This window comes from Asaia sp. W19, from assembly GCF_003994335.1.
Lineage (GTDB): Bacteria > Pseudomonadota > Alphaproteobacteria > Acetobacterales > Acetobacteraceae > Asaia.
The window spans coordinates 1-22,195 of record NZ_PNQZ01000062.1; the positions used below are offsets into that span (position 1 = coordinate 1).

The 22,195-nt window shown below is 58.7% G+C and carries 26 protein-coding genes; 15 read left to right on the top strand and 11 right to left on the bottom strand.

What is annotated here, in order from left to right:
- The 3 genes from C0V97_RS18400 to C0V97_RS12460 all read left to right on the top strand — a co-directional run.
- Positions 1 to 466 (top strand): hypothetical protein (locus C0V97_RS18400; protein ID WP_158625419.1); only part of this gene is annotated, 466 nt, incomplete at its 5' end.
- A gap of 24 nt (positions 467 to 490) precedes the next feature.
- The gene (locus tag C0V97_RS12455; RefSeq protein ID WP_127102920.1) at positions 491 to 856 is read left to right on the top strand and encodes a hypothetical protein; all 366 of its coding nucleotides are present in this window, start codon (positions 491 to 493) and stop codon (positions 854 to 856) included.
- Positions 849 to 1,115 (top strand): hypothetical protein, encoded by a 267-nt coding sequence (locus C0V97_RS12460; protein WP_127102089.1) that lies wholly within the window; start codon positions 849 to 851, stop codon positions 1,113 to 1,115. Before C0V97_RS12455 ends, C0V97_RS12460 begins: the two co-directional genes overlap by 8 nt.
- Positions 1,116 to 1,251: 136 nt before the next feature.
- On the opposite strand, the gene C0V97_RS12465 is transcribed toward C0V97_RS12460, so the two are convergent.
- The gene (locus tag C0V97_RS12465; RefSeq protein WP_127102090.1) at positions 1,252 to 1,836 is read right to left on the bottom strand and encodes a hypothetical protein; all 585 of its coding nucleotides are present in this window, start codon (positions 1,834 to 1,836) and stop codon (positions 1,252 to 1,254) included.
- 130 nt (positions 1,837 to 1,966) lie between these two features.
- Entirely contained in the window at positions 1,967 to 2,518 is a 552-nt protein-coding gene (locus C0V97_RS12470) for a TetR/AcrR family transcriptional regulator (RefSeq protein ID WP_127102091.1), read from the bottom strand.
- A gap of 163 nt (positions 2,519 to 2,681) precedes the next feature.
- Here C0V97_RS12470 and C0V97_RS18960 point away from each other — a divergent pair, with 163 nt between their 5' ends.
- The 4 genes from C0V97_RS18960 (at position 2,682) to C0V97_RS12490 (ending at position 5,472) form a co-directional block, all read left to right on the top strand.
- Complete coding sequence (locus C0V97_RS18960; protein WP_370265639.1) at positions 2,682 to 3,074, top strand: phenylacetaldoxime dehydratase family protein; 393 nt, start codon at positions 2,682 to 2,684, stop codon at positions 3,072 to 3,074.
- A gap of 119 nt (positions 3,075 to 3,193) precedes the next feature.
- A complete protein-coding gene (locus C0V97_RS12480; RefSeq protein WP_127102922.1) occupies positions 3,194 to 3,688 on the top strand; it encodes a lysozyme in 495 nt (164 codons plus the stop codon).
- 612 nt (positions 3,689 to 4,300) lie between these two features.
- Positions 4,301 to 4,729 (top strand): hypothetical protein, encoded by a 429-nt coding sequence (locus tag C0V97_RS12485; RefSeq protein ID WP_127102923.1) that lies wholly within the window; start codon positions 4,301 to 4,303, stop codon positions 4,727 to 4,729.
- Positions 4,726 to 5,472, top strand: coding sequence for a phage antirepressor KilAC domain-containing protein (locus tag C0V97_RS12490; RefSeq protein ID WP_127102924.1), 747 nt, complete (start codon positions 4,726 to 4,728; stop codon positions 5,470 to 5,472). Before C0V97_RS12485 ends, C0V97_RS12490 begins: the two co-directional genes overlap by 4 nt.
- Positions 5,473 to 5,498: 26 nt before the next feature.
- On the opposite strand, the gene C0V97_RS12495 is transcribed toward C0V97_RS12490, so the two are convergent.
- The gene (locus C0V97_RS12495; RefSeq protein WP_127102925.1) at positions 5,499 to 5,945 is read right to left on the bottom strand and encodes an Rrf2 family transcriptional regulator; all 447 of its coding nucleotides are present in this window, start codon (positions 5,943 to 5,945) and stop codon (positions 5,499 to 5,501) included.
- An 82-nt stretch (positions 5,946 to 6,027) separates the two neighbouring features.
- Between C0V97_RS12495 and C0V97_RS12500 the strand changes: the two genes are divergently transcribed.
- Together C0V97_RS12500 and C0V97_RS12505 are read left to right on the top strand one after the other, a co-directional pair.
- A complete protein-coding gene (locus C0V97_RS12500; RefSeq protein WP_127102926.1) occupies positions 6,028 to 7,218 on the top strand; it encodes a globin domain-containing protein in 1,191 nt (396 codons plus the stop codon).
- Positions 7,219 to 7,626: 408 nt separating this feature from the next.
- The gene (locus C0V97_RS12505) at positions 7,627 to 8,922 is read left to right on the top strand and encodes an SH3 domain-containing protein (protein WP_408860496.1); all 1,296 of its coding nucleotides are present in this window, start codon (positions 7,627 to 7,629) and stop codon (positions 8,920 to 8,922) included.
- 211 nt (positions 8,923 to 9,133) lie between these two features.
- On the opposite strand, the gene C0V97_RS12510 is transcribed toward C0V97_RS12505, so the two are convergent.
- On the bottom strand, positions 9,134 to 9,898 hold the full coding sequence (locus C0V97_RS12510) for an EAL domain-containing protein (RefSeq protein ID WP_127102928.1): 765 nt from the start codon (positions 9,896 to 9,898) through the stop codon (positions 9,134 to 9,136).
- Positions 9,899 to 10,166: 268 nt separating this feature from the next.
- On the opposite strand from C0V97_RS12510, the gene C0V97_RS12515 reads away from it, so the two are divergent.
- Entirely contained in the window at positions 10,167 to 11,576 is a 1,410-nt protein-coding gene (locus C0V97_RS12515; protein WP_158625420.1) for a glycosyltransferase 61 family protein, read from the top strand.
- Positions 11,577 to 11,619: 43 nt separating this feature from the next.
- Here C0V97_RS12515 and C0V97_RS12520 read toward each other — a convergent pair whose 3' ends face one another.
- Positions 11,620 to 12,969, bottom strand: a complete 1,350-nt coding sequence (locus C0V97_RS12520) for an inorganic phosphate transporter (RefSeq protein ID WP_127102930.1) — start codon at positions 12,967 to 12,969, stop codon at positions 11,620 to 11,622.
- Positions 12,970 to 13,297: 328 nt separating this feature from the next.
- Positions 13,298 to 14,416: a zinc-binding alcohol dehydrogenase family protein gene (locus C0V97_RS12525; protein WP_127102931.1), complete on the bottom strand. Its 1,119-nt coding sequence runs from the start codon at positions 14,414 to 14,416 to the stop codon at positions 13,298 to 13,300.
- 60 nt (positions 14,417 to 14,476) lie between these two features.
- Between C0V97_RS12525 and C0V97_RS12530 the strand changes: the two genes are divergently transcribed.
- Positions 14,477 to 15,424: an AraC family transcriptional regulator gene (locus tag C0V97_RS12530; RefSeq protein ID WP_199751868.1), complete on the top strand. Its 948-nt coding sequence runs from the start codon at positions 14,477 to 14,479 to the stop codon at positions 15,422 to 15,424.
- 171 nt (positions 15,425 to 15,595) lie between these two features.
- Here C0V97_RS12530 and C0V97_RS12535 read toward each other — a convergent pair whose 3' ends face one another.
- The 4 genes from C0V97_RS12535 to C0V97_RS12550 all read right to left on the bottom strand — a co-directional run bounded on the left by C0V97_RS12535 (position 15,596) and on the right by C0V97_RS12550 (position 19,215).
- Positions 15,596 to 17,011: a sugar porter family MFS transporter gene (locus C0V97_RS12535; RefSeq protein WP_127102932.1), complete on the bottom strand. Its 1,416-nt coding sequence runs from the start codon at positions 17,009 to 17,011 to the stop codon at positions 15,596 to 15,598.
- 9 nt (positions 17,012 to 17,020) lie between these two features.
- Positions 17,021 to 18,028 carry an asparaginase gene (locus C0V97_RS12540; RefSeq protein WP_127102933.1) on the bottom strand — a complete coding sequence of 336 codons (1,008 nt, stop codon included), beginning with the start codon at positions 18,026 to 18,028 and terminating at the stop codon, positions 17,021 to 17,023.
- 104 nt (positions 18,029 to 18,132) lie between these two features.
- Entirely contained in the window at positions 18,133 to 18,681 is a 549-nt protein-coding gene (locus C0V97_RS12545; protein ID WP_127102934.1) for a hypothetical protein, read from the bottom strand.
- 33 nt (positions 18,682 to 18,714) lie between these two features.
- On the bottom strand, positions 18,715 to 19,215 hold the full coding sequence (locus C0V97_RS12550) for a Fur family transcriptional regulator (RefSeq protein ID WP_127102935.1): 501 nt from the start codon (positions 19,213 to 19,215) through the stop codon (positions 18,715 to 18,717).
- Between the two features lie 90 nt (positions 19,216 to 19,305).
- Between C0V97_RS12550 and C0V97_RS12555 the strand changes: the two genes are divergently transcribed.
- The 3 genes from C0V97_RS12555 to C0V97_RS12565 are packed head-to-tail and all read left to right on the top strand — an operon-like array spanning position 19,306 to position 21,641.
- Complete coding sequence (locus C0V97_RS12555; RefSeq protein WP_127102936.1) at positions 19,306 to 20,169, top strand: metal ABC transporter solute-binding protein, Zn/Mn family; 864 nt, start codon at positions 19,306 to 19,308, stop codon at positions 20,167 to 20,169.
- Between the two features lies 1 nt (position 20,170).
- Positions 20,171 to 20,839 carry a metal ABC transporter ATP-binding protein gene (locus C0V97_RS12560; RefSeq protein ID WP_233582145.1) on the top strand — a complete coding sequence of 223 codons (669 nt, stop codon included), beginning with the start codon at positions 20,171 to 20,173 and terminating at the stop codon, positions 20,837 to 20,839.
- Complete coding sequence (locus C0V97_RS12565; RefSeq protein WP_127102938.1) at positions 20,826 to 21,641, top strand: metal ABC transporter permease; 816 nt, start codon at positions 20,826 to 20,828, stop codon at positions 21,639 to 21,641. The genes C0V97_RS12560 and C0V97_RS12565 overlap by 14 nt, the downstream gene beginning before the upstream one ends.
- 41 nt (positions 21,642 to 21,682) lie before the next feature.
- Here the strand turns inward: C0V97_RS12565 and C0V97_RS18810 are convergent, their stop codons facing one another.
- Entirely contained in the window at positions 21,683 to 21,808 is a 126-nt protein-coding gene (locus C0V97_RS18810; protein ID WP_255424183.1) for a hypothetical protein, read from the bottom strand.
- A gap of 67 nt (positions 21,809 to 21,875) precedes the next feature.
- On the opposite strand from C0V97_RS18810, the gene C0V97_RS12570 reads away from it, so the two are divergent.
- The coding region (locus tag C0V97_RS12570) for an MFS transporter (protein WP_127102939.1) at positions 21,876 to 22,195 on the top strand (320 nt) is incomplete at its 3' end.

Consider the following 22,195-nt stretch of genomic DNA (forward strand, 5'->3'; position numbering starts at 1 on the left):
GGTCTATGTCTATTCCGACCTGCCCGCCGAGGCCGTACCCCCGCCCGTTACGCAGGGGATCAAGACTCTGCCTGAATCGGTCTGGACCAGTGCCCTGCAGACGCTGGGAAGCCTGGACGTGACGGCGAGCGGCACGACGCTCCGGGCCGAATTCGCGGCCAATCTGCAAGTCGTACCGGATGCCACAGCCTCCGGCTCGTGGCTGGCCGTGCGCACGGTCATCGGGATCTGGACGGTGGATGCGCAGGGCAACAGCCCGGCCCAGCCCATGGCCGCGACAGGGGCGAACACGCGGATCGATCGGTCTTACGCCCAGACCGTCACAGCGCGGTTCATGGCCACGAATCTGACACCCGGCACGAAGCTGCGGATCGGAGCGAGCGTGCAGGTGCTCACGGGGAGCCAGGGCAGCACGCCTCTGACTCTCAAGATGACCGATGCGGCCTTCACCTGGATCTCGGTCTGACTGGCAGGAATGAGGACACCCATCATGAGAGTGCAGGAAACCTGCCTCGGCGCAGCGCTGGCCCTATGGGCATGCCTGCTTCTGGCGTTGCCTCCGGCGGATCTGACATGGCCCGGCCTTGGGGCGTTGCTCGCCATTCTGCCCCGCGCCGATGATCCGGCGCTGGTCTATGCCCTGCTCGCCTGGCTGACGGGCGGGGCGCAGATCGTGGGGGCAGTGTGCAATTACCGCCCGCTGCGCAGGGCCGCCGCCATTGCGGCCTTTACGGCCTGGGCGTTTATCGCCTGCGGGCTGATCGCCCCGGCTGCCTTGGTGCCCGCGATCGCGGCCTATGGCGCGCTTGCGCTGCTCAATGTGCGGGCAGCGCTGGGGAGAATGGGCAATGCCTGAGAACCTTACCCCGCAGCCCTGGTGGGTCGCGGTGATCGGCGGACTGCTTTTCACCATCCGCTGGCTGATAGGCTTCGGGGCATCGAGCGCAAAGGCCACCATCGCGTCGCAGCAGGAGGAGATCGACCGGCTGAATGCCCGCGTGGATAATCTAGAGGCAAGGGAGAAGGTCAATCTCGAGCTGATCGAGGAATTGCGAGAGCAGAATGGATTGCTGCGAGAGGCCCTTCGTCGAGCCGATTCGGTGGCGGCCCGATAGGCCGAAATGGGGGACAGCGGAATGTCAGCTCACATTTGGACCTATCTCGCAAAGAATATGCATATTACTGATTTAAGTTAGCAAGCAATGTTTACTTATATTTTTTTGTCATAATAATCTTGGATATCACAAACTTCTACTCCTTTGAGATTGAAAATTCAGTAACGGCCCGCATAAGTATATTTTTGAGCTCTTGCAAATTATCAGCCCTCGCATCAGAATTTATAACGTAATCGCCAAACCTATCAGATCCAGACCGAGGAAATGTAACCTTATCATGATCAGAATCAACACGTAGAGAACATACGATTCTTCTAGATTTCACTATAATATCAGTCGGCAATTCTTCTTTTGACAAGATAAATTTTAGTCCTTCCGATGTTTCATTTGAAACAATATCACTGATAGAAGCATTTTGGTATTTTTCATTGAATTTATCTATGTCAATCATTGTTATGGTCAGATTTTCAATGTAAAAATTAAATTTATCCAAAATAATATTTCCAGTTTCGGTTCTTAAAATAACCGGGTAAGAATCAATAGATGAAAAAACATTATTTATTTCGGTTATTGCTTTATAATACCAATGGAATCTTTTCTTCATCTCAGCGAATGTCATAAAGCCACTGCATGCTTTCCTTTTCATTTTAACATATTCCAAAAACGCAGAGTCGCTAAATTCACCACTATCAGTGATTTTATTGATCTTGGTTTCGTCCATTTTTTATCTCCATAAGTTTTCGCACGCGTAAAAACCTCTGATAGCATGTTACACCAAAAGCCGTCTTGAACGTAACTCTAGGTCCGCAACGAAGGCGGGAGCGGTCGGTCGTTACGCTTCCTGTTCTTCCTCACTCAGTAGCACCACCCCTACACAACCCTCTGATCACCAGCATAATGGCCGCACGTTCGCAGGATGATCCAGCAGGCGATAGTCCACCATCGAGAGCCAACGTGGCGAGGCCGTGAACAGCGGCCCAGCAGGCGAGTGTCGCGGCCTCCAGGTTATCGGGTGCGACCTGCTGGACCCGTCGGACCATAACGCCATATGCATTGTCTTCGACAGGTGGGGGCCCGCCATCATGTCCGGCGAACATCAGGCGGAAAAGCTGAGGCTGTTTCCGGGCGAAAGCGACATAGGCCTCGCCCTGTGCGAGCAGGGCCTTTTGGGCATCCGGCTGTTGATCTGCGGCCAGCAATACTACGCGAAGCGTCTCGAAGCCATGCAGGGCTACAGCGGCCAGAAGAGCCTCCTTGTCTCGAAAATGTCGGTAGGGCGCCATAGCTGACACGCCAGCTTCGCGAGCTACGGCGCGCAGCCCCACTGCCTCTCCTCGCTCGAGAGACGCCAAAGCTGCGGCGACAAGGCGTGTCCGCAGATCGCTGGAAACGGAATCATTCATGTTTACAATGTATACCAAACTCAATACGCTTACATTGTAAACGCCATGGAGCTGCATCATGCAAGCCGCAATCAACCGCCAATCCGTTGACCTTTCTGCGTATCCCGATCTCGTGATGATCATGCTCGGTTTTCGGATGCGAGGCTGGCGCAGCCTGCTTGCGATGCGACGGATCGGGCAGGGATTGGCGCAAATTGCTCGTGATCGCCCAGATGGTCTGCTCGCTGACGAGGGCCTGAGGTTCAGTTTGACGCATATCGGCTTTCGTCAATACTGGCGCGATATGGACGCGCTCGAGCGTTTTACGCGCAGCGAACCGCATGCCGACTGGTGGCGCCGTATACGAGAGATGACGGCGGGTGCGGGTTTTTGGCATGAAACCTATCACGCCCGTGGCGGTATCGAGGCCGTATACGTCGGGATGGATCAACCTGTTGGTTTGCAGCATTTCGCCCCTGAGAGAAGCCCAACGGGGCCTTTCGCGTCGGCTCGGTCGAGAATTCAAGGGGGCGCTGCAAACGCACCAGCGCAGCACGCGCCTGAACCAGTGGAATGAATGCGCTCTGGTATCCCTAATATCGACCTGAATCTGTTCGGCTGACCGCAACAGCCGAGGATTATCTTGACCCAAGCCGCCCAACCCGGGCGGCTTTTTTCGTTTTGGAGACATGATTGATGACACCTTCATTGGAAATCGCTCTGGCGCTTCTGCGTCGGGACGATATCGAGGGGCTGCGTCTTGCGCCCTATCTCTGCCCGGCCGGGTATTGGACCATCGGAATCGGAAATCGCTTCCTCGGTGCTGGCTCGCCCGTCACGGCTGTAACGAAACCCGTTACAGAAACCGAGGCGCTCGATCTTGCAGGCAAAACGCTGGCCGGGCTGCGCAAGACATTGCTCGAAGCGGTGCATGTCCCGCTGGCTCCGTGGCAGGAGGGGGCGCTCCTGTCGTGGCAGTTCAATGTGGGCAGTGCCGCCATGCGTAGCTCTACGCTTGTCTCGCTTCTGAACAGGGGGCTCTACGCGGCGGCGGGACAACAGCTTTTATGCTGGGACAAAGCCACGGTGAATGGCCGTCTTATCGTGTTGCCTGGCCTTCAGCGTCGTCGTCGTATCGAGCTTTCTGTTTATCAGGGCCGCCCTGCTGCGGGTGTGCCGTTTACGGTCTGACTGACCGTCTCTCTTCTTTCCTACAATCGAATATGAGGACACACTGCCATGACACTGGATTGGCAAAGCCTTTACGCGTCCATTCTTCCATTCATTCCAGCCGAGATCTCGGCCGATATGACAATGGTTGGGACGTTTCTCGTCTCACTTTGCGCGGTAATCGCCCGATTCTGGCCACGCCCTGCTACAGGATCGAGATGGTTGATTGTCTATCGCTTGGTGAACTGCATCGGGATGAACGGGAGACACGCCGCGAATGCAGATGACAGCCGAAGAGGTTCTTAGGCTTCGCTGCGTTCAGTTCGCGGGAGGGGACGCATGATTTGTTTCAAGTCCCAATATGGTCAGCCGACGTATGGCTTCCGATCTTGATGGAAGATCAGGCTGCAGACGCCGCCATTCGTCCACCGAAGATATAAAACTCTTCGAGGCGACAAGCTGGATGCGCTGATCTTGCTTCTCATCATTCATATTCGAGCGATAGCGTAAAACTTCATATGCGCAAAGTGTGTAAGATATGTTGCGCAGTTGAGTAAGGTGTGTAAGTTGAGTGTTCGGACCTGAGGATTGCAGCCTCAGGCCCGAACTAACCTCCAGCAGGGATCACACCCCATGCCACAGGCTGATGCCTCTTCTAGCACGTCTCGACGTGCCGTTCTCTCTCAACTTGCTGCTATGCCACTTGTCGGCTCAATCGCCGCATTCATTCCAGCCGCGCAGGCACTAGGCGAGGCCGATGCCACGCTTCTGGGGCATATCGCTCGCGCTATCGAAACGCATCGGGTCATGAATGACCGAACGCACAAGTCTACTGATGAGGAATACCTCGCTCTCTTGGACGAGTTCGACAGTCACCTAGATAATCTGGCCGAGATCCGAGCCGTCACGCCCGCGGGGCTTGAGGCCAAAGCATGCCTCATCCAGCTGTATCTCCCCTCCTATTTCCATGCGTTCGAGGTGGACGAGCGCAGCCCGGAAATCCGTCTCCTCTTCAGTTTCATCCAAGACGCCACCTTCTTTGCACAAAGGAATGCCGTATGAATGAGATGCTTATCCCCCTCAGCTTCGAGGGCAGAGAAATCCGCGTGGTGACGATCGGCGGCGAGCCGTTCTTTGTCGGCAGGGATGTGGCCGAGCGGCTGGGCTATGCCGATCCAACCAACGCGATGAAGCAACATTGCCGTGGGGTGGCAAAACACCACCCCATCGTCGACGCACTCGGACGGACACAGGATGTCCGTGTTCTGTCAGAGCCCGATGTGTTGCGGCTGATCGTGCGTAGCAAGCGCCCCGAGGCCGAACGCTTCGAGCGCTGGGTGTTCGAGGAAGTCCTGCCCGCCATACGCAAGACCGGCGGCTACATGACGGCTGCACCGGAGGAAACGCCCGAGGCCCTTGCCGCCCGAGCTCTGGCCGTGTTGCAGGCCACGGTAGCCCGGCAGAAAGCCGCCCTGGTGGAAACATTGCCTAAAGCGGAGGTGTACGATCGGCTGGTGAATGCCGAGGGTAGTCTGTGCATCACCGCTGCCGCCAAGAACCTCCATATGCGCCCCAAGGCCCTGTTCGACTGGCTGGCGCATAATGGCTGGATCTACCGCCGCCCCGGCGCCGATCACTGGCTGGGCTATCAGGCCCACACGTCCAATGGCGATCTGGACCACAAGATCACCACCGTTACCCGTCCCGACGGCTCGGAAAAGGTGACAGAGCAGGTGCGTATTACTGCCAAGGGCCTCGCCAGACTGGAAAAGCTGATGCCTGAGCGGCTGCATAGCGTGGCGTGAAAGGGAAGGGGTTGCCTGTGATCTTCTCAGCTTACGGGATCTACCCCTAGTCGCGCTGTCAGGGCGGACCATTCAGGCGGTTTGAGCAAATCCGCCAGAGTCTGTGCGTCCAGAACAGCCATGAACGCGCCGAGCGCGTCGCCTAGCAAGGTCTGAAGGCGACACGCCCCCGTCAGCAAGCAGCTTTGACCCGTCTGGAAACAGGCCACCAGCGCCATGTCCTCTTCGGTAAAGCGCACAAGATCGCCCAAGCCTATTTCGGCAGGCGGGCGGGCAAGCACGAGCCCTCCGCCCCGTCCGCGCATAGTGGTGACAAAACCACCCTGGCCAAGGCGATGCACGATCTTGACCAGATGATTTTCCGAGATGCCGTAGCGTTCAGCAATCTCGTGGATCGACACGCGTCGGTCCTGATTGAGGCCAAGGTAGAGCAGCACGCGCAAGGCGTAATCTGTATGAAGGGTCAAACGCATACGAAAAGATGTAGCAGATTTGCATCTTTCGTACATCAAGCCTAAAAGATGTGAAAGATATACATCTTATAGGAGTCGCAAGATGACCCAACCACTCGAATCCGGCACCGTCGAAATCGTCAAAGCGACGATCCCCGCGCTCGAGGCGCATGGCCTGGCGATCACCACGACGATGTACGCTTCTCTCATGCGCGATCCTGCCATAGCGGCCATGTTCAATCAGACCGATCAGGCCAATGGGCGCCAGCCCCATGCCCTTGCTGCCGCGGTTCTGGCCTATGCACGTCATATCGATCATCCCGAGAAGCTTGAATCAGCCCTCAATCTCATCGTTGAGCGGCATGTCGCGGTTATCGTCAAACCCGAGCAATACCCGGTTGTTGGTAAGGCCCTTCTCGGGGCGATCAAGACCGTTCTGGGAAACGCAGCGACACCGGAAATCATGCATGCGTGGGGCGATGCCTATCGCTTTCTTGCTGATGTGCTCATCGCCCGTGAAGCCAGCGTCTATGAGGAACGGTCAGCTGTCCCGGGTGGCTGGCGCGAGTGGCGGGAATTCCGTGTTGAGAAGCGCATTCGGGAAAGCGAAACCGTCACCTCCTTCTGGCTTGTTCCAATCGATAAGAAGCCGGTTCTGCGCCACGAGCCGGGTCAGTTTCTGACCTTTCGCCTCGATCGGGACGGTCTCAACACGCGACGTAGCTACAGCATTTCCAGCGCGCCTAACGAGATGGGCTACCGGATCTCGGTCAAGCGCGATCCGAAGGGGCTCGTGTCGCGGTGGTTTCATGACCAGCTGAATGTTGGAGACATCCTGAACGTTACCCCGCCTTCCGGCGATTTCACTCTGGTCGAGCTCGGTGCGTCTCCTGCCGTTCTGGTTAGCGCAGGCATAGGCATTACGCCCTTCATGAGCATGCTGCTCGCGGCTCGCGCCAACCGGCAAGACCGCCCATTGCGTCTCGTCCACGGCGATCATGATGTGAGCAAAATGCCCTTTCAGGCGGAGTTGTCGGAACTGGCAACCATGCCTACGGCCCCGGCGATCGATCTTTTCGGCAGCTTAGGTTCGAACGGAACCCTCTCCATGACGTGTCATGCGGGCCGGATATCTCCAAAATGGGTATTTGATCATGTTGAACATAATGCCCACGTCTTCGTTTGCGGACCACGCAGTTTCCAGCGCGATCTCATCATCGGGCTGACCCAGTTAGGCATAGAGCGCGCGCGTGTTCATCACGAGTTTTTCGGCTCTGACGAGCCGGTGGCTTAAAAAAGGAGGTCGGGTGGAGCGAGAGGGTCATCTGGTGCGATGGCATCCGCCTGACAGCATGAACTCATCTTTTCGCTAGATTTCCGGGAGGAGTTTTGGATAAAAATCCCGCGTCCTGCCGGAGTAAGGAATAGATCTTCGGTCAAATCGAATAACGTATTCTGAATTCGAGTGGGTTTTATGGAATTGCGTAATCATTAGATCCGTTTATATATTCAGACTGTATTATAGATGATAGTTTCATGGGGTTATATCGTGACGAGAATATTAACGTTTAAATTGTTGAGATTCTTTTGTCTGATTGCTCCACTCTATCTTTCATCCTGTCAGAATGGTCCGAGCCGGATGGCTCGAGAGGCTTCACAACCAGACCCCTATTATATTGATCCCACGAAATCGACTTTTCCGATGGAGAACTATCCCCAATCGGTGGACAAGTGGGTTCTGACGGATGTCGATAAGGACGCGCCTATCGTCGATATGGCAACGCAGGAGCGGTATTTTGCGGCGCTAAAGGCTCATTATTATGGGATGGATCTCGAAGGCTCATCGCCCTGGAACCCATTTTATATCAGAAAAATCCTTTCCTCGAGTGTCGAAAATACGCGGGACTGGGGCATCGACGCTTATCTTGGCACCACGAAGAACACGTGGGGTCAGAATTTCCGCACTCACGACGAAGCGTGGAAGAGCGCATTGCGCGACAACGCGGAAGTGAGAATCGGCAGCACGTACGACGCTGCTAACCGCGGCATCGTCACGCGGGAAAGCCTAGTCAGAGTTCTTCCCACTGACGATCCTGCCTACAACGATCCTCGTAAGGCTGGCGAAGGATATCCGTTCGATAACTTCCAGATGTCCTCGATTCGACCTGGGACGCCGATCTACACGCTGGCCGTGAGCCAGGATCATCGATGGAGATATGTCATCTCGCCGGAGGTAACCGGTTGGGTGCACTACGAGGATATTGCCGACGCTTCCGCCGCCTTCGTCAACACCTGGCTCAAGATGGCAGACGCGCATCTAGGCGCGTTCACGTCTCAGCCAGTATCGATCTATAAGAAGCACGCATTCCGTTTTACCGCGCGCATCGGAACGGTGCTGCCATTCATGAACGCCAATTCGTCGGGAGTCTTGGTGGCAATACCCGTGAGCAACATGAGCGGCGAAGCACAGATAGAGTGGTATGAGGATACCGATCAGACGTTCTCCTCCATGCCTATCCCGATGAATCGGCGTAACTTGGCCAAGCTGATGCAGTCTCTGGTCAACCGCCCATATGGTTGGGGGAACTATAACTTCTATAACGATTGCTCTGCAGAGCTTCGTAGTCTGCTTCTCCCCTTCGGCATATTCATGCCCCGGAATTCATTGGCACAGATCGATGCAACGTCCCGGAAGATCGACCTGGCGAAGTCGGATGTCGACGCGCGGATCGATTATCTCGTGAAAAACGGCAAGCCGTTCACGACTCTCATCCATATTCCCGGTCACATCATGATGTATATCGGCAACAAGGTCTTTAACGGAAAGCTGGTTCCGATGACGTATCAGGATGTCTGGGGGCTACGTCCCAAGGACGCTGACGGTAGGAGCATCATAGGAGGCTCTGTTTTCTTGCCGCTCCTGAAATCTTATCCCGAGGATGCCAACCTGCAGTCGCTCGCTGGGAAGTCAAAATTTGAGGTAGGGTTCATCGAGTAATTGGCTCGAAGGAGACGCTCTGTGCGAGTGTCTCCCTCAAGTGCGGGCCCATATCTTCCTGTTTGTAACGTGATACCCGGATAGAAAGCCGGATGTGGACTTCGGTTAAAGCCAGTAAAACCAACGTTAATCAAATAGTTAGAGGAGAATCCCACTGGTTTTGTAAACCGAAGGTCGGGGGTTCAAATCCCTCACCCGGCACCATTTTGTCTCAATGAATCATGGGTAGTTCGGCCAGGGCCGGCTTGGCATAGACGTAGCCCTGCTGCAGCGAGATGCCCAGGTCCGACAGGATACCGGCCTCACCAGCGGTCTCGACCCCCTCGCAGATGGGCTTTACCCCCAGACCCTCAAGCATGGCCACAGTATGGCGCATCATCACTTGCTTCACCGGTGTGGTATCGATCGCCCGTGAGAGTTCCATGTCCAGCTTCACGTAATCGGGCTGAAAGCGTGACAGGACATTGAGCCCGGCATAGCCTGCGCCGAAATCATCAATCGCGGTCTTGAAGCCCAGGCTATCATACGTCTTCAGGATATGGAGCAGATGTTCGGTATCCAGAGCCTCGTTCTCGCAGAATTCGAAGAGGATGTTCTCCGTCGGAAAATTGACGCGCCCGGCGGCTTCCAGCGTCGTTCCGATGCAGGCGCTGGGCTCGTAAACGGCATTGGGCAGGAAGTTGATCGAGAGCAGGGCACCCTGTTCGGCAATACCAAGCTCTGCGGCAAGGGTGATGGCTGTGACGCGGCACTTCTGATCGAAAGCGTAGCGATTCTCCGGGTTCACACGGGAAAGCACCTGCTGCGCCCCCGCCCCGTCCACGCCGCGTACGAGAGCCTCATAGGCAAAGATGCGTCGCGTTGACAGATCGACGATCGGCTGGAACGCCATGGTGATGGGAATGTCGAACCCGTCGCCATTGCGGCAGCCCGAGCAGAGCTTGCGTTTCCCGCGGGACCAGAACGGAGCAATCATCGAGCCATCCCCCCTTTGAATCGAATTTGCGCCTTGCCGAACGCCTCCAAAGCTCACGAGTTGGTGAAAATTTTTCTACAAAGGCGAAAAATTTTTTTCCTGGGTCAGGAAACAGGCGCATGATCGTCCGGTCGGGACACATACGTTTGGACGTGCCAAAAGAACTGAGATCCTTTTGTCTGATGTTAACCCTCTCCTATCTGATCCCTTTCATCTATAAATTCGCTTATTGCGTCAGAAATCTATATTCGCATGTATGATAGGGCCCATGTTCGAAGAATCGATATGTTGCGACGAGGGACTGAAGACATTCCTCGCCGATCCTGCCATTCGAATTCTGGAAGATGGACTCTACGTTCCGCGAATACCCGGACATTACGATCGGAATTTTGGCCTCTATGATATCTATGGCCGCTTGGTGCAGGAGGCAGGGCCGCGTCGTGGGTGGCCGACGCAGCCTCTGGGCCAGTCAGCGAGTTGCTGTGTAAGCCCATCATCCTCCCACCCGCGTGCACCGGAGGGCTGCTATTTCTACGGCGGCAATATCAACGATCATTTCGGGCATTTTCTCACGGAGACGCTGCCGCGTTACTGGTGTTATCGGGAACGCTATGCGGGTATGAAGATCCTCGTTCATGCGGAAAAGACGCTCGATACGCTTTTCAGTCAGGCATGGATCGCCGGATTTTTCGCCCTTCTCGGGCTCGGGCAGAGCGATTTCGTCGTGTTCGAACGTCCGACACGGCTGCGTATGTTGGTCGTTGCCGGTACCTCCTTGGAGGAAAACCATTTCGCCCATCAGGCCTTTGCTCGTTTCTGCAACGACCTGGGAGAGGAAAACGGTATCGGGATTGCGGAAAGCAGGCCGCTCTATCTATCGCGTGCGGCGTTCAACAGCCAGATGCGTATGATACGCGGCGAGGAGGCGATGCTCCCCCTGCTTCGGCAGGAAGGAATCGCGATCATCGAACCTGAGAAGCTCAGTATCAGACAGCAGATTGGATTGTTCTCAGCGCATCGCCCGACGATCGGGTTTGTCGGATCTGCCTTTCATACAAGCATCTTCTGCGCGCGGCCGGTTGGCGTCGCCCTGACCTGTGATGGGCTCATCTCTTCAAATCATGCTCTCATGGACAGGGTCAATCGCGCGCGCATCCGTTATCTGACGACACCAGGCATCCTGGTCGATCGGTTCATTCCCGGACAGCCCGCCCTCTACAGGCTGGAGGAGCCGCGCCGCGTCGTTCGGCATTTGCTCGATGCCATCGAGGGACGTATCTGGGCCAGGCAACCCGTCTCAGCCCCTCCGGAGAAAATAGAGGGCGCGTGCTTTCTGCTGCAGACCTATCATCAGACTTGGCTGATGATCGACCGGCAGACGGGTATCGTCCAGCATGGCTCCGGAGACGGTGAGCGGGCGCTCAGATTGGTCGTGCGCCTCGATGGGCGGGGGTGGGCCGCCATATCAGCCCCGACCGGAGATTGTCTGACCATGGAGCGGGACAATACTCAGGGTACTACCCTGTTTTATCGCTATCGCACTCATGGCCAGGGAAAGATTTTCCTGTTCAGCCACGAGAACGGATTTTTTGTGTGCCCCACGCCCGATGGCCGAGTGCTGTGCGATCGACCCGCCCCTGCGGAGTGGGAGGAACTGACTCTCATATCACCGCATTGACCCTGTGGCCGTTATTCCGGTTTCAGGGGAGCCTCTGCCCTGATCAGTTCAAAACATAGAAGGCGCAGGCCGCAACCGTGATCGTCACGGGCAGGGTCAGGAGCCAGGCAAGGGCAATTTTGGTCAGCATGCGCATATTGATGCCTGACCCCGCCGCCACCATTGTGCCTGCTACGCCCGAGGTGATGATATGCGTGGTCGAGACAGGCAGGCCGGTATAGCCAGCGGAAGCGATCAGCCCGGCGCCGACAAGTTCTGACGCCGCACCTTGCGCCGGGGTCAGATGCTGTTTGCCAATGCCCTCTCCCAGCGTTTTCACGATGCGCCGATACCCGACCATGGTCCCGATACCAAGACACAGCGCACTCAGCACGCGCACCCAGTAGGGGGCATATTCCACGGTTGGACGCAGCGCCTTCGCCAGAGTGCCGCTCGTTTTCTTGTCCTGCGCCGATGAAGCCGGATTGGCCCCGACATCGCGCAGCCCGGACAGGATCTCGTAAACATCACCGCGTATCTGCGCCGGGGTTGCCGGGCTGGCGGGCGTGGCGAGCCGATCGATTGAGGCCAGGGCATCGGGTTTGAAGCTGTAGCGGTCATATTGCGCAATCAGCGGCCGCGCTTGCTGCGCAATCTGCGCCAGGGCCGTGCGATTTGTCGGATGATCCGGGTTCATCGCGTAGCTTGCGGGCATCAGCCCGATGATCGTGAGCATGATCAGTCCGATGCTCTTTTGCCCGTCATTGCTGCCATGAGAAAAACTGACCGATGTGCAGGTCAGGATCAGCAACGCCCTCACGATTGGATTCGGTGCCTCATCGGGCTTGGGGGGGGTGAACAAGGCGGGCATCCGCACGGCGAAGCGGATGATCAGATAGAGCAGACCCGCCAGAAAGAACCCGAGCAGAGGGGAGAAGGCGAGGGCCCGCAGCACCTTCCAGATCTGTCCCCAATCCACACTATGGCCCAGATCGCGCGCATGAAGGAATGAATCGCCGATCGCGATGCCGATAAGCGCCCCGATCGTGCAATGCGACGACGAGTTCGGAATGCCGAACCACCAGGTGCAGAGATTCCAGGCCAGGGCCGTTCCGAAAAGCGCCACCAGCATCGGCACCGCCGGATTGCCATTGGGCGGTGTCAGCACATCCGGCGGCAGCAGCTCCACCAGCGCATACGCTACGGCAATGCCGCCCAGTAGCACGCCCAGCAGGTTCATGAGCCCGGACCAGATGACAGCCACACGCGGCTTGAGCGCGTTGGTGTAGATTACCGTTGCTACCGCGTTGGCCGTGTCATGAAAGCCATTGGCAAATTCGAACACACAGACGAGCAGGAAGCAGATCGCGAGCATGATCAGCGATCCCGTTGAGGAGGGAGCGAAGTGAAGCATCGATCAGGAAGCCTTTGCAGCAGGACTTTCCCAATCTCGGTCAGCGTTGTGATTTCGGAAAGACTTTGACGCAGGGTTTCTCTGAATCTTCATGATTGCAGGGGAGGGAAGAGATAATCCTGGCCGGGGCTTGCCCCGGCCCCCTCCCGGAGGGCGGCAATCCGACCAGAACCAACGATTTCAGCATTGGCCATTCCGGGTCATATCTTCCCGACCAGTCGGGCCTGTCATCAGCCGGTTGCCCTCATCCTACGCGCTGCTCGATCCGGGTTTCCTGTCTTCATGCTGATGAACCGCCTCTTCGTTTGAGCGATATCTGGAAGCTTTTTCACAAGGTCACCACGAGCTTGCGCGCAGAGACACCGCGGCGCTGTTGCTCCAAGGCCTCAGGGATATGGGTCAGACCGTGGCCTGCACTTTGCGCAGGTGGCATGGCCTTGTAGGCCCCACGTGCAAGTGCCTCCGGCAGGAAGGTCTCATAGATCATCGGTCCAACGTCATTGCTGATGAGGGAACCGGCCCAGATCATCTTGGTGGCTGTTCCCCGGTGGTAGGAGCGTAAAAACAGGGCCAGGTTGCCCACGAGCATCCTGGCGACGGCCGGTACCAGTTTGCGCCATCGGCCCTTGCCTGCGGGTACGTTGTCAAACGAGGTTGGGGGCGTGGCCTGAGCCACGAAGCGGCGACCTGTACCCTGGGCGAGGATATCCATGCAGGCCGACGCCGATCCTTTGCCGATCGCGATGGCACCGGCCATCTTCCGTCCGCGCATCACCTCGATGATCGCCCGCTTCACATTCGGGCTGTTATAGTCAAATGCCGCGTTCGCGCCCAACGCACGGACATAGTCGAAATTATGTGGGCTGCATGTGGTGATAACCTCGTAGCCTGAGGCGCGGGCAAGCTGGATCGCGTTGCTGCCTACGCTGGTCGAACCACCCCAGACAAGCACGGTTTCTCCGGTTGGGATCGGATTGATCTGCGGTGCAGCGAGAGCGAGAAAATCCTTCTGGAATAGGCCGCAGGCCGCGGTAGACAGGCCCAGAGGGAGGACGGCCGCCTCTTCATAAGTAAGAAAGTCCGGTATGCGTGCGCTCATATGCGCAAGCAGCACGACCCGTTCCTGAAAGGCCCCTTCGGCAGCCTTATTGCGGCTTTTTTCCAGTCCTGCCGCCTGGCCGACTACGCGATCCCCCGGGGCGAAACGGGTCACACCCGCGCCGATGGCGATCACCTCGCCGGCAACATCTGTGCCGAGTACCGTAGGGTAACTCAGATAGGCGGTTATCACATCGCCCATTGTCTGGATGTAGCGATCGAACGGATTGACTGCGACTGCGCGCGCACGGATGACGATCTCGCCTGGCCCCGGCGCAACGGACGGTGCAGGTCCGACAACCAGTCGGCTACGTTTTGCGGGTAGCCACAAGGCTGCATGTTCGACCATGGCGTGAGTCCTTTGCGATAGCTCTGAATGTTATCTAGGCGTAATCATCAGGGACCCTCCATGCTCGATGGTCGGAATTTTCATCGCGAACGTCTCATTCTCATGGATCCTCTCTCCGATATTCTCACGCTGATGCGCCCGGGCGGCTACGGCTTTCGTGGTCTTGCTGCCGGGGGGGCGTGGGCACTGTCCTTTCCGGCCGCGGAGGGGTTACGCTGTTTTGCGATCGAGACAGGAAGCTGCTGGTTCCGCTTTGCGGAAGAAGCGACGCCTTTACATCTGCAAGCCGGTGATCTCGTGCTGATGGCCGCAAGGCGGGAAGTCTTTCTGTTTTCTTCAGCATCGGTTGATCCTGTCGATGCAATACCCCTCCTCACCAGCGTGCCTCCGGGCGCGCTGGCAACACTCAACGGCGGCGATGAGTGCCGGGGTATTGGAGGGTTCTTCGGGTTTGAGGGGGCGGCGCTCGATAGCCTGCTCGCCGCTGTTCCGCCCCTTTTGCATATCCGTACTGATGCCACCAAGGCCACGCTTCGCGACGGTATTCGGCGGCTGATGCGCGAACTCGGTGCCCCGCGCCCAGGAGGCGCACTTCTTGCCGGGCATCTGGCCCAGGCGCTGCTGGTGGAAGCCCTGCGGGCCCATCTGGAGGAAGGCGTTGCACAGCAAGGGTGGCTGGCTGCGTTGTCGGTCCCGGCGATGAGCCGTGCGCTTGGTGCCATGCACGCAGACGTTGCGCGACGCTGGACCTTGCGCGATCTCGCTGGCGTGGCGGGCATGTCCCGGCCGAGCTTTGCCGCGCATTTCAGGCGTATCACGGGCGATACGCCCATTGCCTATCTGACCCGCTGGCGCATGCTGCTTGCGGCGGACCGCCTCAGGAATTCATCCCTAACCCTTGGCGAGGTCGCTCTGATGGTTGGCTATGACTCGGAGAGCGCTTTTGGTGCGGCGTTCAAGCGGGCAACAGGACATTCGCCACGCGCCTATGGGAGGCGCGCCGGGTAGGGCGGCTCGAGAACGCTGCATGGGGGGCGGCATCACCCTGACCGTGGGGCGTCCGGGACAGGGAGCTCTATAGAGCGGCTGGATGCGGCACCCCGGCACAGCGGCTCGGTGTGGGATGGCGAGGCATCAGAATGACCGGGGAGCACTGTCAGTGCCCCCCGGGCTCAAGATTCAGCGTCCAAGCTTGCGCAGCTTCTCGCCACTCATCAGGCGCTTTTCGATCACTTCCAGCGACATACCCTTCGTTTCAGGCACGAAGGCGAAGGTGAGGACGATGAAGAAGGCGTTCAGTCCGGCAAAGAGCCAGAAGGTGCCGGAAGTGCCAAACGTGTTCATGAGCGTCAGGAAGCTCGCACCCACGACCATGTTGGTGATCCAGTTGGTAAGGGTGGAGAGCGAAATACCGAGATTGCGGCCCTGCATCGGCTGGATCTCGGAGCAAAGCACCCACATGAGCGGACCGGCAGACATGGCAAAGCCCGTGCAGAACAGCAGCAACAGGAAGATGGCAATGAATTTCGACGTCTCGTCCGACATGTCGGTGTTGAGCAGGATGGCGAGCGCACCCATGCCGAGTGCCATGACCGAGAAGCCGATATACAGGATGGGCTTGCGGCCCCATTTATCGACGAGCCCGACCGCGATGAAGGTGGCGAGCATGTTCACGAGGCCGATAATGGCGGTGCACCACATCTGGGAGGTAGAGTCGAACCCGGCGCGCGACAGGATTTTCGGCGCGTAATACATGATGATATTGATGCCCGCGAGCTGCTGCATGGCCTGGAGCATGATGCCAAGCGCAATGGAGCGGCGGAAATTCGAGTTCGTCCTGAGCAGTTCGAAACCGTGCTGCTTGATCTCGAGCTGCTCGCGAATAGCCTTGATTTCCTTCGCGGCTTCGAGCGGGTCTTCGCGCAGCGAAAGCAGCACTTCGCGGGCTTCCTTGTGGCGACCCTGCATGATCAGCCAGCGCGGGCTGTAGGGCAGGAAGAGCACGCCGATCAGAAAGAGACCGGCGGGAATGGCGGCCACGCCGAACATCCAGCGCCAGTTGCCGCTATAGGAGAAATAGGTGTTGGACAGAAAGGCGAGGAAGATGCCGACCGTCACCATGAGCTGATAGGTCGAAACCATGGCGCCGCGTGTGGCTTCACTGGCGATTTCGGACAGATAGAGCGGGGCGGTAAAGGCCGAGATGCCCACGGCCAGTCCCATGACCACGCGAAATCCGATCATGGAGGGAATGGACCAGCTCAGCGCACAGCCGATAGAGCCGATGACGAAGATCGACGCACCTGCAATGAGCGAGCGCTTGCGGCCGAGCGCATGAGACATCCAGCCCGCAGCAAGGGCGCCGACAGCGGCCCCTGCCATCATGGAACTGACCACCCATTCCTGGGCAAAGGTCGAGGCATTGAATTGCTTGGCGAAGAAATCGAGCGCCCCTGCGACAACGCCAATATCCAGACCGGACATCAGCCCCGCGAGGGCGGCCAGAACGCCGATGACCAGAATCTTGAATTTTGTCGCATCGAAAACGGATGCCAGGCCGCTTTCTGAATTTCCGGCATCTGTGTCTATCGCCATGGGTTCTTGTTATCCTTTTCCGGCGGCACGAAGCGTGCCGACTTCACGTCCATTCCAGTTTTTCATCACCTGATGCGACAATCCGGCCAGAACCTCTCGGTCTGTGTCATTCCAGAGCGACGCACCCAGATCGAGCAGAAGCGCGGCCAGGGCCACTTCTGCTGCACGGTTTGCGCCGTCATCGGTCTTGATCGCCACGCCAAGCCCGAGTTCGGGCAAGGACGCGACCATCACGCCTTCTGCACCCATCTTGCAGAAGATCCGGTTACCGAAATGCGCCATCAATGTCGTATCGAAACGTCCGCTCCCTGCCACCATGAAGGGGTCGGACGCGACTGCTGAACGCAGCCGGGCGGCTGCCGACGCATGGCCGGGAGAAAAATTTCTGCCGGTCCCGAAACGGGCAAATCCTGTTGCCAGAGCCGCAAGCGGGATGGCGTAGGTGGGCATCGAACAACCATCGAGGCCACGATTGGTCTCATTATGTGGGACTGACGTTGCCATGACAAGCGCTTCGGTCACCTGACGCTGCGCCTCGTGGGCCGGGTCGATATAGCCTGCGGGGTCGAGAGACTGGTCGATGGAGAGGCAGATCAGACCGGCATGCTTGCCCGAGCAGTTATTATGCAGGGCGGTGGGCTGCGCGCCAGCCGCGGCCAGGGCATGAGCCGCCGCGTCATAGGTCGGCCAGTGTGCGCCGCATTCCAGACAGGTCAGTCCCTGCCCCGCCTTGACCAGCATGGAGGCAGCCGTCTCGGCATGGCGTATCTCCCCACCGTGCGACGCACAGGCGAGGGCAAGCTCGGCATCGGTGAGGCCAAGGCGATCGGCGGCGCCCGTCTCCACCAGGGGCAGAGCCAGAAGCGCCTTGACCGTGGAGCGGGGGAAAATGGGCTTGTCTATCGCGCCGAGCGCGCGCACCACGCGCCCCGTATCGTCCATGACGGCAATACGTCCATGATGCAGGGACTCGACACGTCCGCCGCGTGTGACTTCGGCGAGGGCGACATCATCCATGACTGGGTCCTTCATTGGTGAGAGGTATTGTTGAATGCGCAGGGAGAGGCGCACTCGTGAGAAAAGCGGAGTCCGACGGGAACATGGGCTCGAAATGCCCTGTCTCAACCGGATGGCGTCTGACGGGAAAGGAGATAGCAGGCCACGCCGAGCCGCGCACTCATATCGGGGTCGGCCTCGATCCAGGGGGTGAGATCGGATTTGCGGGCTCTGAGCAACAGACCGGGCGTTTCGTGCGCATCATCCGCCATGTCCTCCGCCATGTCCTCCGCCTGTGCGGCGAGAAGGGCGAAAACGCCCGATCGTTCGGTCATGAGGAGCGGCGCACGGGCGTCCAGTCTCAATCCTTCCCGCATAAGCTCCTCCCCTTCATCACGGTTCACCAGCAGATAGAGCCACGCATCGGGCGTGTCGGCTTCCGTGAAGGCGCGGTTTGACACGACCAGAAGCGGCGCCTCCTCAGGGTTCAGATGGGTGCGGCGCTCGGGAGGAACATAGGTGAAGAGATCGGCCTCCGGGCGATCGGGATCAGAAGGCTCGGAGTGGGAAACGGGCCGAGGGCTTTTCGACGTCCCTTGTCGTGCGCGCGACTGGCGTAGCGGCCGGTCAGGTCGGGTGTGTGCCGCACCACCTTCAAGCGGGAGTTTATCCATCGGGGCCTTGGCGCGAGACACAGATCGCCCGGCTCAGCCCTGCTGACAGGCGGCACAGAGCCCTTCGATCTCGACCGTGGATTGATGCGGCTTGAAGCCGATCTTGCGGGCGGCATGAGCGATGGCATGGGTGATCTCGCTGTCCTCCACCTCGCTTACCGTCCCGCAGCCGCTGCAGATCAGGAATTGCGCGCGATGGCCGCAGCCATGGCCATGATGGCAGTCCAGACGATGCGCGCAGCCGATGAAGGCGCTCATGCGCTCGATGCGATGGATGAGCCCCTGTGAAAGCAGGAAATCGATGGCCCGATACACAGTCGGCGGGGCCGCATTACGCTGATACTGACGCAGATGGTCGAGAATGTCGTAGGCGCCGACAGGCTTGTTGCTCTGGAGGATCAGGCCGAGAACCAGACGGCGCGTTTCAGTCAGACGGCTCGTACGTGCTGCACAGAAAGCGGCGGCACGATCCAGAAGCGCCAGCGTATCGGGTGAGAACGGGTCCTGAACTGCCGTCGCCGTCGAAGTGAGCATGGAGAAATTCCTTTTCCGGCTTGTCCTGACCAGAGTTCCGCCTCTATATCGCGTATCTCAGTCGTTATAATATAACTAAAGGCGACTTTTTTGCGCCAGTTCCTGCCGATCCTGATCTGCTTTCTGACCCTGCTTGGCTCCGCGAAGGCCGCGCCGGTAAGGGTTTTCTGCGCCGAGGCGCTCTGGTGCGATCTGGCCTCGGGGCTGGGTGGTCCGTCGGTTCATACCGCAAGTGTGCTGACCTCGCCGCGTATCGACCCGCACGACTTTCAGGTCTCTCCCGATATGGCGCGTGAACTCGCGGAGTCCAGTATCGTCGTGCTGACAGGCGGGCATTATGATGACTGGATCAACCCGCTGCTTTCGGCGCAGCCGAGCCCATCCCGCCGCGTGATCTCTGCCGCCGCGCTGTCCGGGCTGCCACAGGGCGCAAACCCTCATCTCTTCGATGACCCGGCCGCCATAGCGCGCGTGATCCAGGCTCTGGGGGCTGAACTTGCGCTCTCCCTGCCGAGTGAGGCATCGGCCATTGCCGCGCGTCAGGCTCGGTATGCCGCGATGACAGCCCGGTTCTCGGCCCGGATGGCGGCGCTGCGTCCCGTCACGAAAGGCCTGCGGATCGCCGTGCTCGAGCCGGTAGGCGGCCCGGTTTTCGACGCACTCGGGCTCGATGTCGTGGATCCTGATTTTGCACTCGCCATGATGAATCATGTCGATCCCGCACCCCGGGACGTTGCCCGTCTGGAAGAGGCGCTTCAGCGCAGGACGATCAAGGCCCTCGTGATCAACCCGGCCATGGGCGGCCCCACGCTCGATCGGCTCCAGACCCTGGCCAGACATGCGGGCATTGCGGTGGTGGCTTTTGACGAATTTCCTGCGCCGTCCGTGCTCTGGCAGGACTGGATGACGTCAAGGCTCGACCGGCTCGTTGCAGCTCTGGGTGTCCGTGGCTGACATGATACCGGCTCTGGCTCTGAAAACCCTCACGCTGACGCATGGGCGTCGTGTTCTGATCGACCAGGCAGATCTGACGCTCGGGCAAGGCACCTTGACCCTGCTCGCCGGGGCCAATGGTCAGGGCAAGACCACACTCCTGCGCGCCTTGATGGGGCTGCATCCCTTGCAGGGCGGAGCGATCGAGATATTCGGCCAGACGCCCCGCCGGGCGCGGCGCCGGACAGGCTATATGCCCCAGGATCGTCGTCTTCCGGCCCCGCAAATGACAGGGCGCGCCTTTCTGGCGGCGTCATGGCAAGGCACGCGTTTCGGGCTTCCCGGCTGGGGGCAGAATCTGAGGTCGGCCCTCCAGGCGTGCCTCGCCATGACCGGAAGTGAGAAACTGGTCGATCAGCCCCTGAGCCAGCTCTCCGGCGGTGAAAGACAACGTGTGTTTCTGGCGGGTGCCCTTCTGGATGCGCCTTCCCTTCTCGTGCTGGATGAGCCGTTGAGCGGCATGGATACGCAGTGGCAGGCCGCAATACTGGCGATGCTGCGCGCGCGCTGCCGTGAGACGGGCATGGCCGTGCTCATGTCGTGTCACGGTATTGAGGCCGCTCTGTCCTATGCCGACCACGTGCTCCTGATCGATGGCCAGAAGCTGGAGCTGCGCGATGCTGCATTATGAGTTCATGCAGAACGCCTTCTTGGCGACAGGCGTAGTCTCGGTTCTGAGCGGTCTCGTCGGCTGGTTCCTGGTACTCCGCGGTCAGAGTTTTGCCGGTCATGCACTCTCTCATATCGGCTATGCGGGTGCGACCGGGGCCGTGCTGATCGGACTCACGCCGTTCTGGGGGATGGTTCTCTCGGCTCTCGCCGCTGCGCTGGTACTGGGGTGGGAGCCACAGGGTGATCAGCGCAGCACTGCGGTCGCAGCCAGCCAGCGCGATAGCGTGATCGGTGTGGTGCTTGCCGCCAGCCTTGGGCTCGGGCTGCTCTTCCTCAAGATCCAGAATGTCCCGGTCAGCAGCACCACCGCCCTGCTTTTCGGCAATGTTCTGGGTGTAGACCGGGCGACCCTTGATCTGCTGTTTCTGTTGGGGGGCGTGTGTCTGATCGGGCTATGGGTACTGGGCAGGCCGCTTCTTTTCGCCAGTCTCGACCCGGATCTGGCTGCGGCGAAAGGGGTTCGGCTGAAGCTGGTCGCCTGTGGTTTCATGGCGCTCGTTGCTCTCGCCACGGCCATCTGCTCGCAGACGATCGGGATCCTGCTGGTGTTCAGTCTGCTGGTCGGGCCAGCTGCCTGCGCCCTGAGGCTCGGTCTTTCTCCCTGGCCTGGGCTGTTCTGCTCGGCAGCCCTCGCGCTTATCCTGTCATGGGGCGGGCTGATTATCGCCTGGTATACGGGGGCGCCAGCGTCTTTCTGCATCAGCGCCGGGGCTGCCGTGAGCTACATTCTGGTCCGTCTGCTCGCGCCGAAGAACCGCTGAGCCGCAACTGAGAAACGCCGAGCGCTTCGTCTGGCGCGCGATCAGGCGATGCGCCAGTCTATCAGCATGATGACCACCACGAAAACGGCCAGCACGATATGCATGATGATCAGTTCACGCAGGTTGATCGTGGGTACGTCCTGCCTGGGCTTCGTCGGTTTGGCCATAAGGCGCTCCTTTTTGCTTTTTGCCCTGCGAGCTTAAACCAATTCGTGGGTCTTCAGTTATATCGTCATGATAAATAATGCAGAGCCACAGGGCCATGGTGCGACCCCTCATGAGGATCATCCCATCGAGGTGTCCCCCTATGCGAAATATATCCTGATACTCGCCGCCGTCGTGGCCGCCATATGCGGCGGTCTTTACGGCTATGATACGGGCATCATTTCCGGCGCGCTGCTATTGATCTCGGATGACTTTCATCTGAGCAGCACCATGCAGGAAATGGTGGCCTCTGCCATCCTGGCTGGCGCAATCCTGGGCGCTCTGGCGGCCGGGTCTTTTTCAGAAAAATACGGAAGGCGCGCCTGCGTGACCCTGGTAAGCGGGGAGCW

Coding starts and splice junctions, on each gene's coding strand:
- C0V97_RS12485 (WP_127102923.1), top strand. CDS start 4,301: ATGCCACAGGCTGATGCCTCTTCTAGCACGTCTCGACGTGCCGTTCTC.
- C0V97_RS12510 (WP_127102928.1), bottom strand. CDS start 9,898: ATGATTGCTCCGTTCTGGTCCCGCGGGAAACGCAAGCTCTGCTCGGGC.
- C0V97_RS12565 (WP_127102938.1), top strand. CDS start 20,826: ATGCTGCATTATGAGTTCATGCAGAACGCCTTCTTGGCGACAGGCGTA.
- C0V97_RS12505 (WP_408860496.1), top strand. CDS start 7,627: ATGGAGAACTATCCCCAATCGGTGGACAAGTGGGTTCTGACGGATGTC.
- C0V97_RS12520 (WP_127102930.1), bottom strand. CDS start 12,969: ATGCTTCACTTCGCTCCCTCCTCAACGGGATCGCTGATCATGCTCGCG.
- C0V97_RS12545 (WP_127102934.1), bottom strand. CDS start 18,681: ATGGATAAACTCCCGCTTGAAGGTGGTGCGGCACACACCCGACCTGAC.
- C0V97_RS12550 (WP_127102935.1), bottom strand. CDS start 19,215: ATGCTCACTTCGACGGCGACGGCAGTTCAGGACCCGTTCTCACCCGAT.
- C0V97_RS12495 (WP_127102925.1), bottom strand. CDS start 5,945: ATGCGTTTGACCCTTCATACAGATTACGCCTTGCGCGTGCTGCTCTAC.
- C0V97_RS18810 (WP_255424183.1), bottom strand. CDS start 21,808: ATGGCCAAACCGACGAAGCCCAGGCAGGACGTACCCACGATCAACCTG.
- C0V97_RS12460 (WP_127102089.1), top strand. CDS start 849: ATGCCTGAGAACCTTACCCCGCAGCCCTGGTGGGTCGCGGTGATCGGC.
- C0V97_RS12530 (WP_199751868.1), top strand. CDS start 14,477: ATGCTCGATGGTCGGAATTTTCATCGCGAACGTCTCATTCTCATGGAT.
- C0V97_RS12500 (WP_127102926.1), top strand. CDS start 6,028: ATGACCCAACCACTCGAATCCGGCACCGTCGAAATCGTCAAAGCGACG.
- C0V97_RS12525 (WP_127102931.1), bottom strand. CDS start 14,416: ATGGTCGAACATGCAGCCTTGTGGCTACCCGCAAAACGTAGCCGACTG.
- C0V97_RS12470 (WP_127102091.1), bottom strand. CDS start 2,518: ATGAATGATTCCGTTTCCAGCGATCTGCGGACACGCCTTGTCGCCGCA.
- C0V97_RS12455 (WP_127102920.1), top strand. CDS start 491: ATGAGAGTGCAGGAAACCTGCCTCGGCGCAGCGCTGGCCCTATGGGCA.
- C0V97_RS12540 (WP_127102933.1), bottom strand. CDS start 18,028: ATGGATGATGTCGCCCTCGCCGAAGTCACACGCGGCGGACGTGTCGAG.
- C0V97_RS12480 (WP_127102922.1), top strand. CDS start 3,194: ATGACACCTTCATTGGAAATCGCTCTGGCGCTTCTGCGTCGGGACGAT.
- C0V97_RS18960 (WP_370265639.1), top strand. CDS start 2,682: ATGCGACGGATCGGGCAGGGATTGGCGCAAATTGCTCGTGATCGCCCA.
- C0V97_RS12465 (WP_127102090.1), bottom strand. CDS start 1,836: ATGGACGAAACCAAGATCAATAAAATCACTGATAGTGGTGAATTTAGC.
- C0V97_RS12535 (WP_127102932.1), bottom strand. CDS start 17,011: ATGGCGATAGACACAGATGCCGGAAATTCAGAAAGCGGCCTGGCATCC.
- C0V97_RS12560 (WP_233582145.1), top strand. CDS start 20,171: ATGATACCGGCTCTGGCTCTGAAAACCCTCACGCTGACGCATGGGCGT.
- C0V97_RS12490 (WP_127102924.1), top strand. CDS start 4,726: ATGAATGAGATGCTTATCCCCCTCAGCTTCGAGGGCAGAGAAATCCGC.
- C0V97_RS12515 (WP_158625420.1), top strand. CDS start 10,167: ATGTTCGAAGAATCGATATGTTGCGACGAGGGACTGAAGACATTCCTC.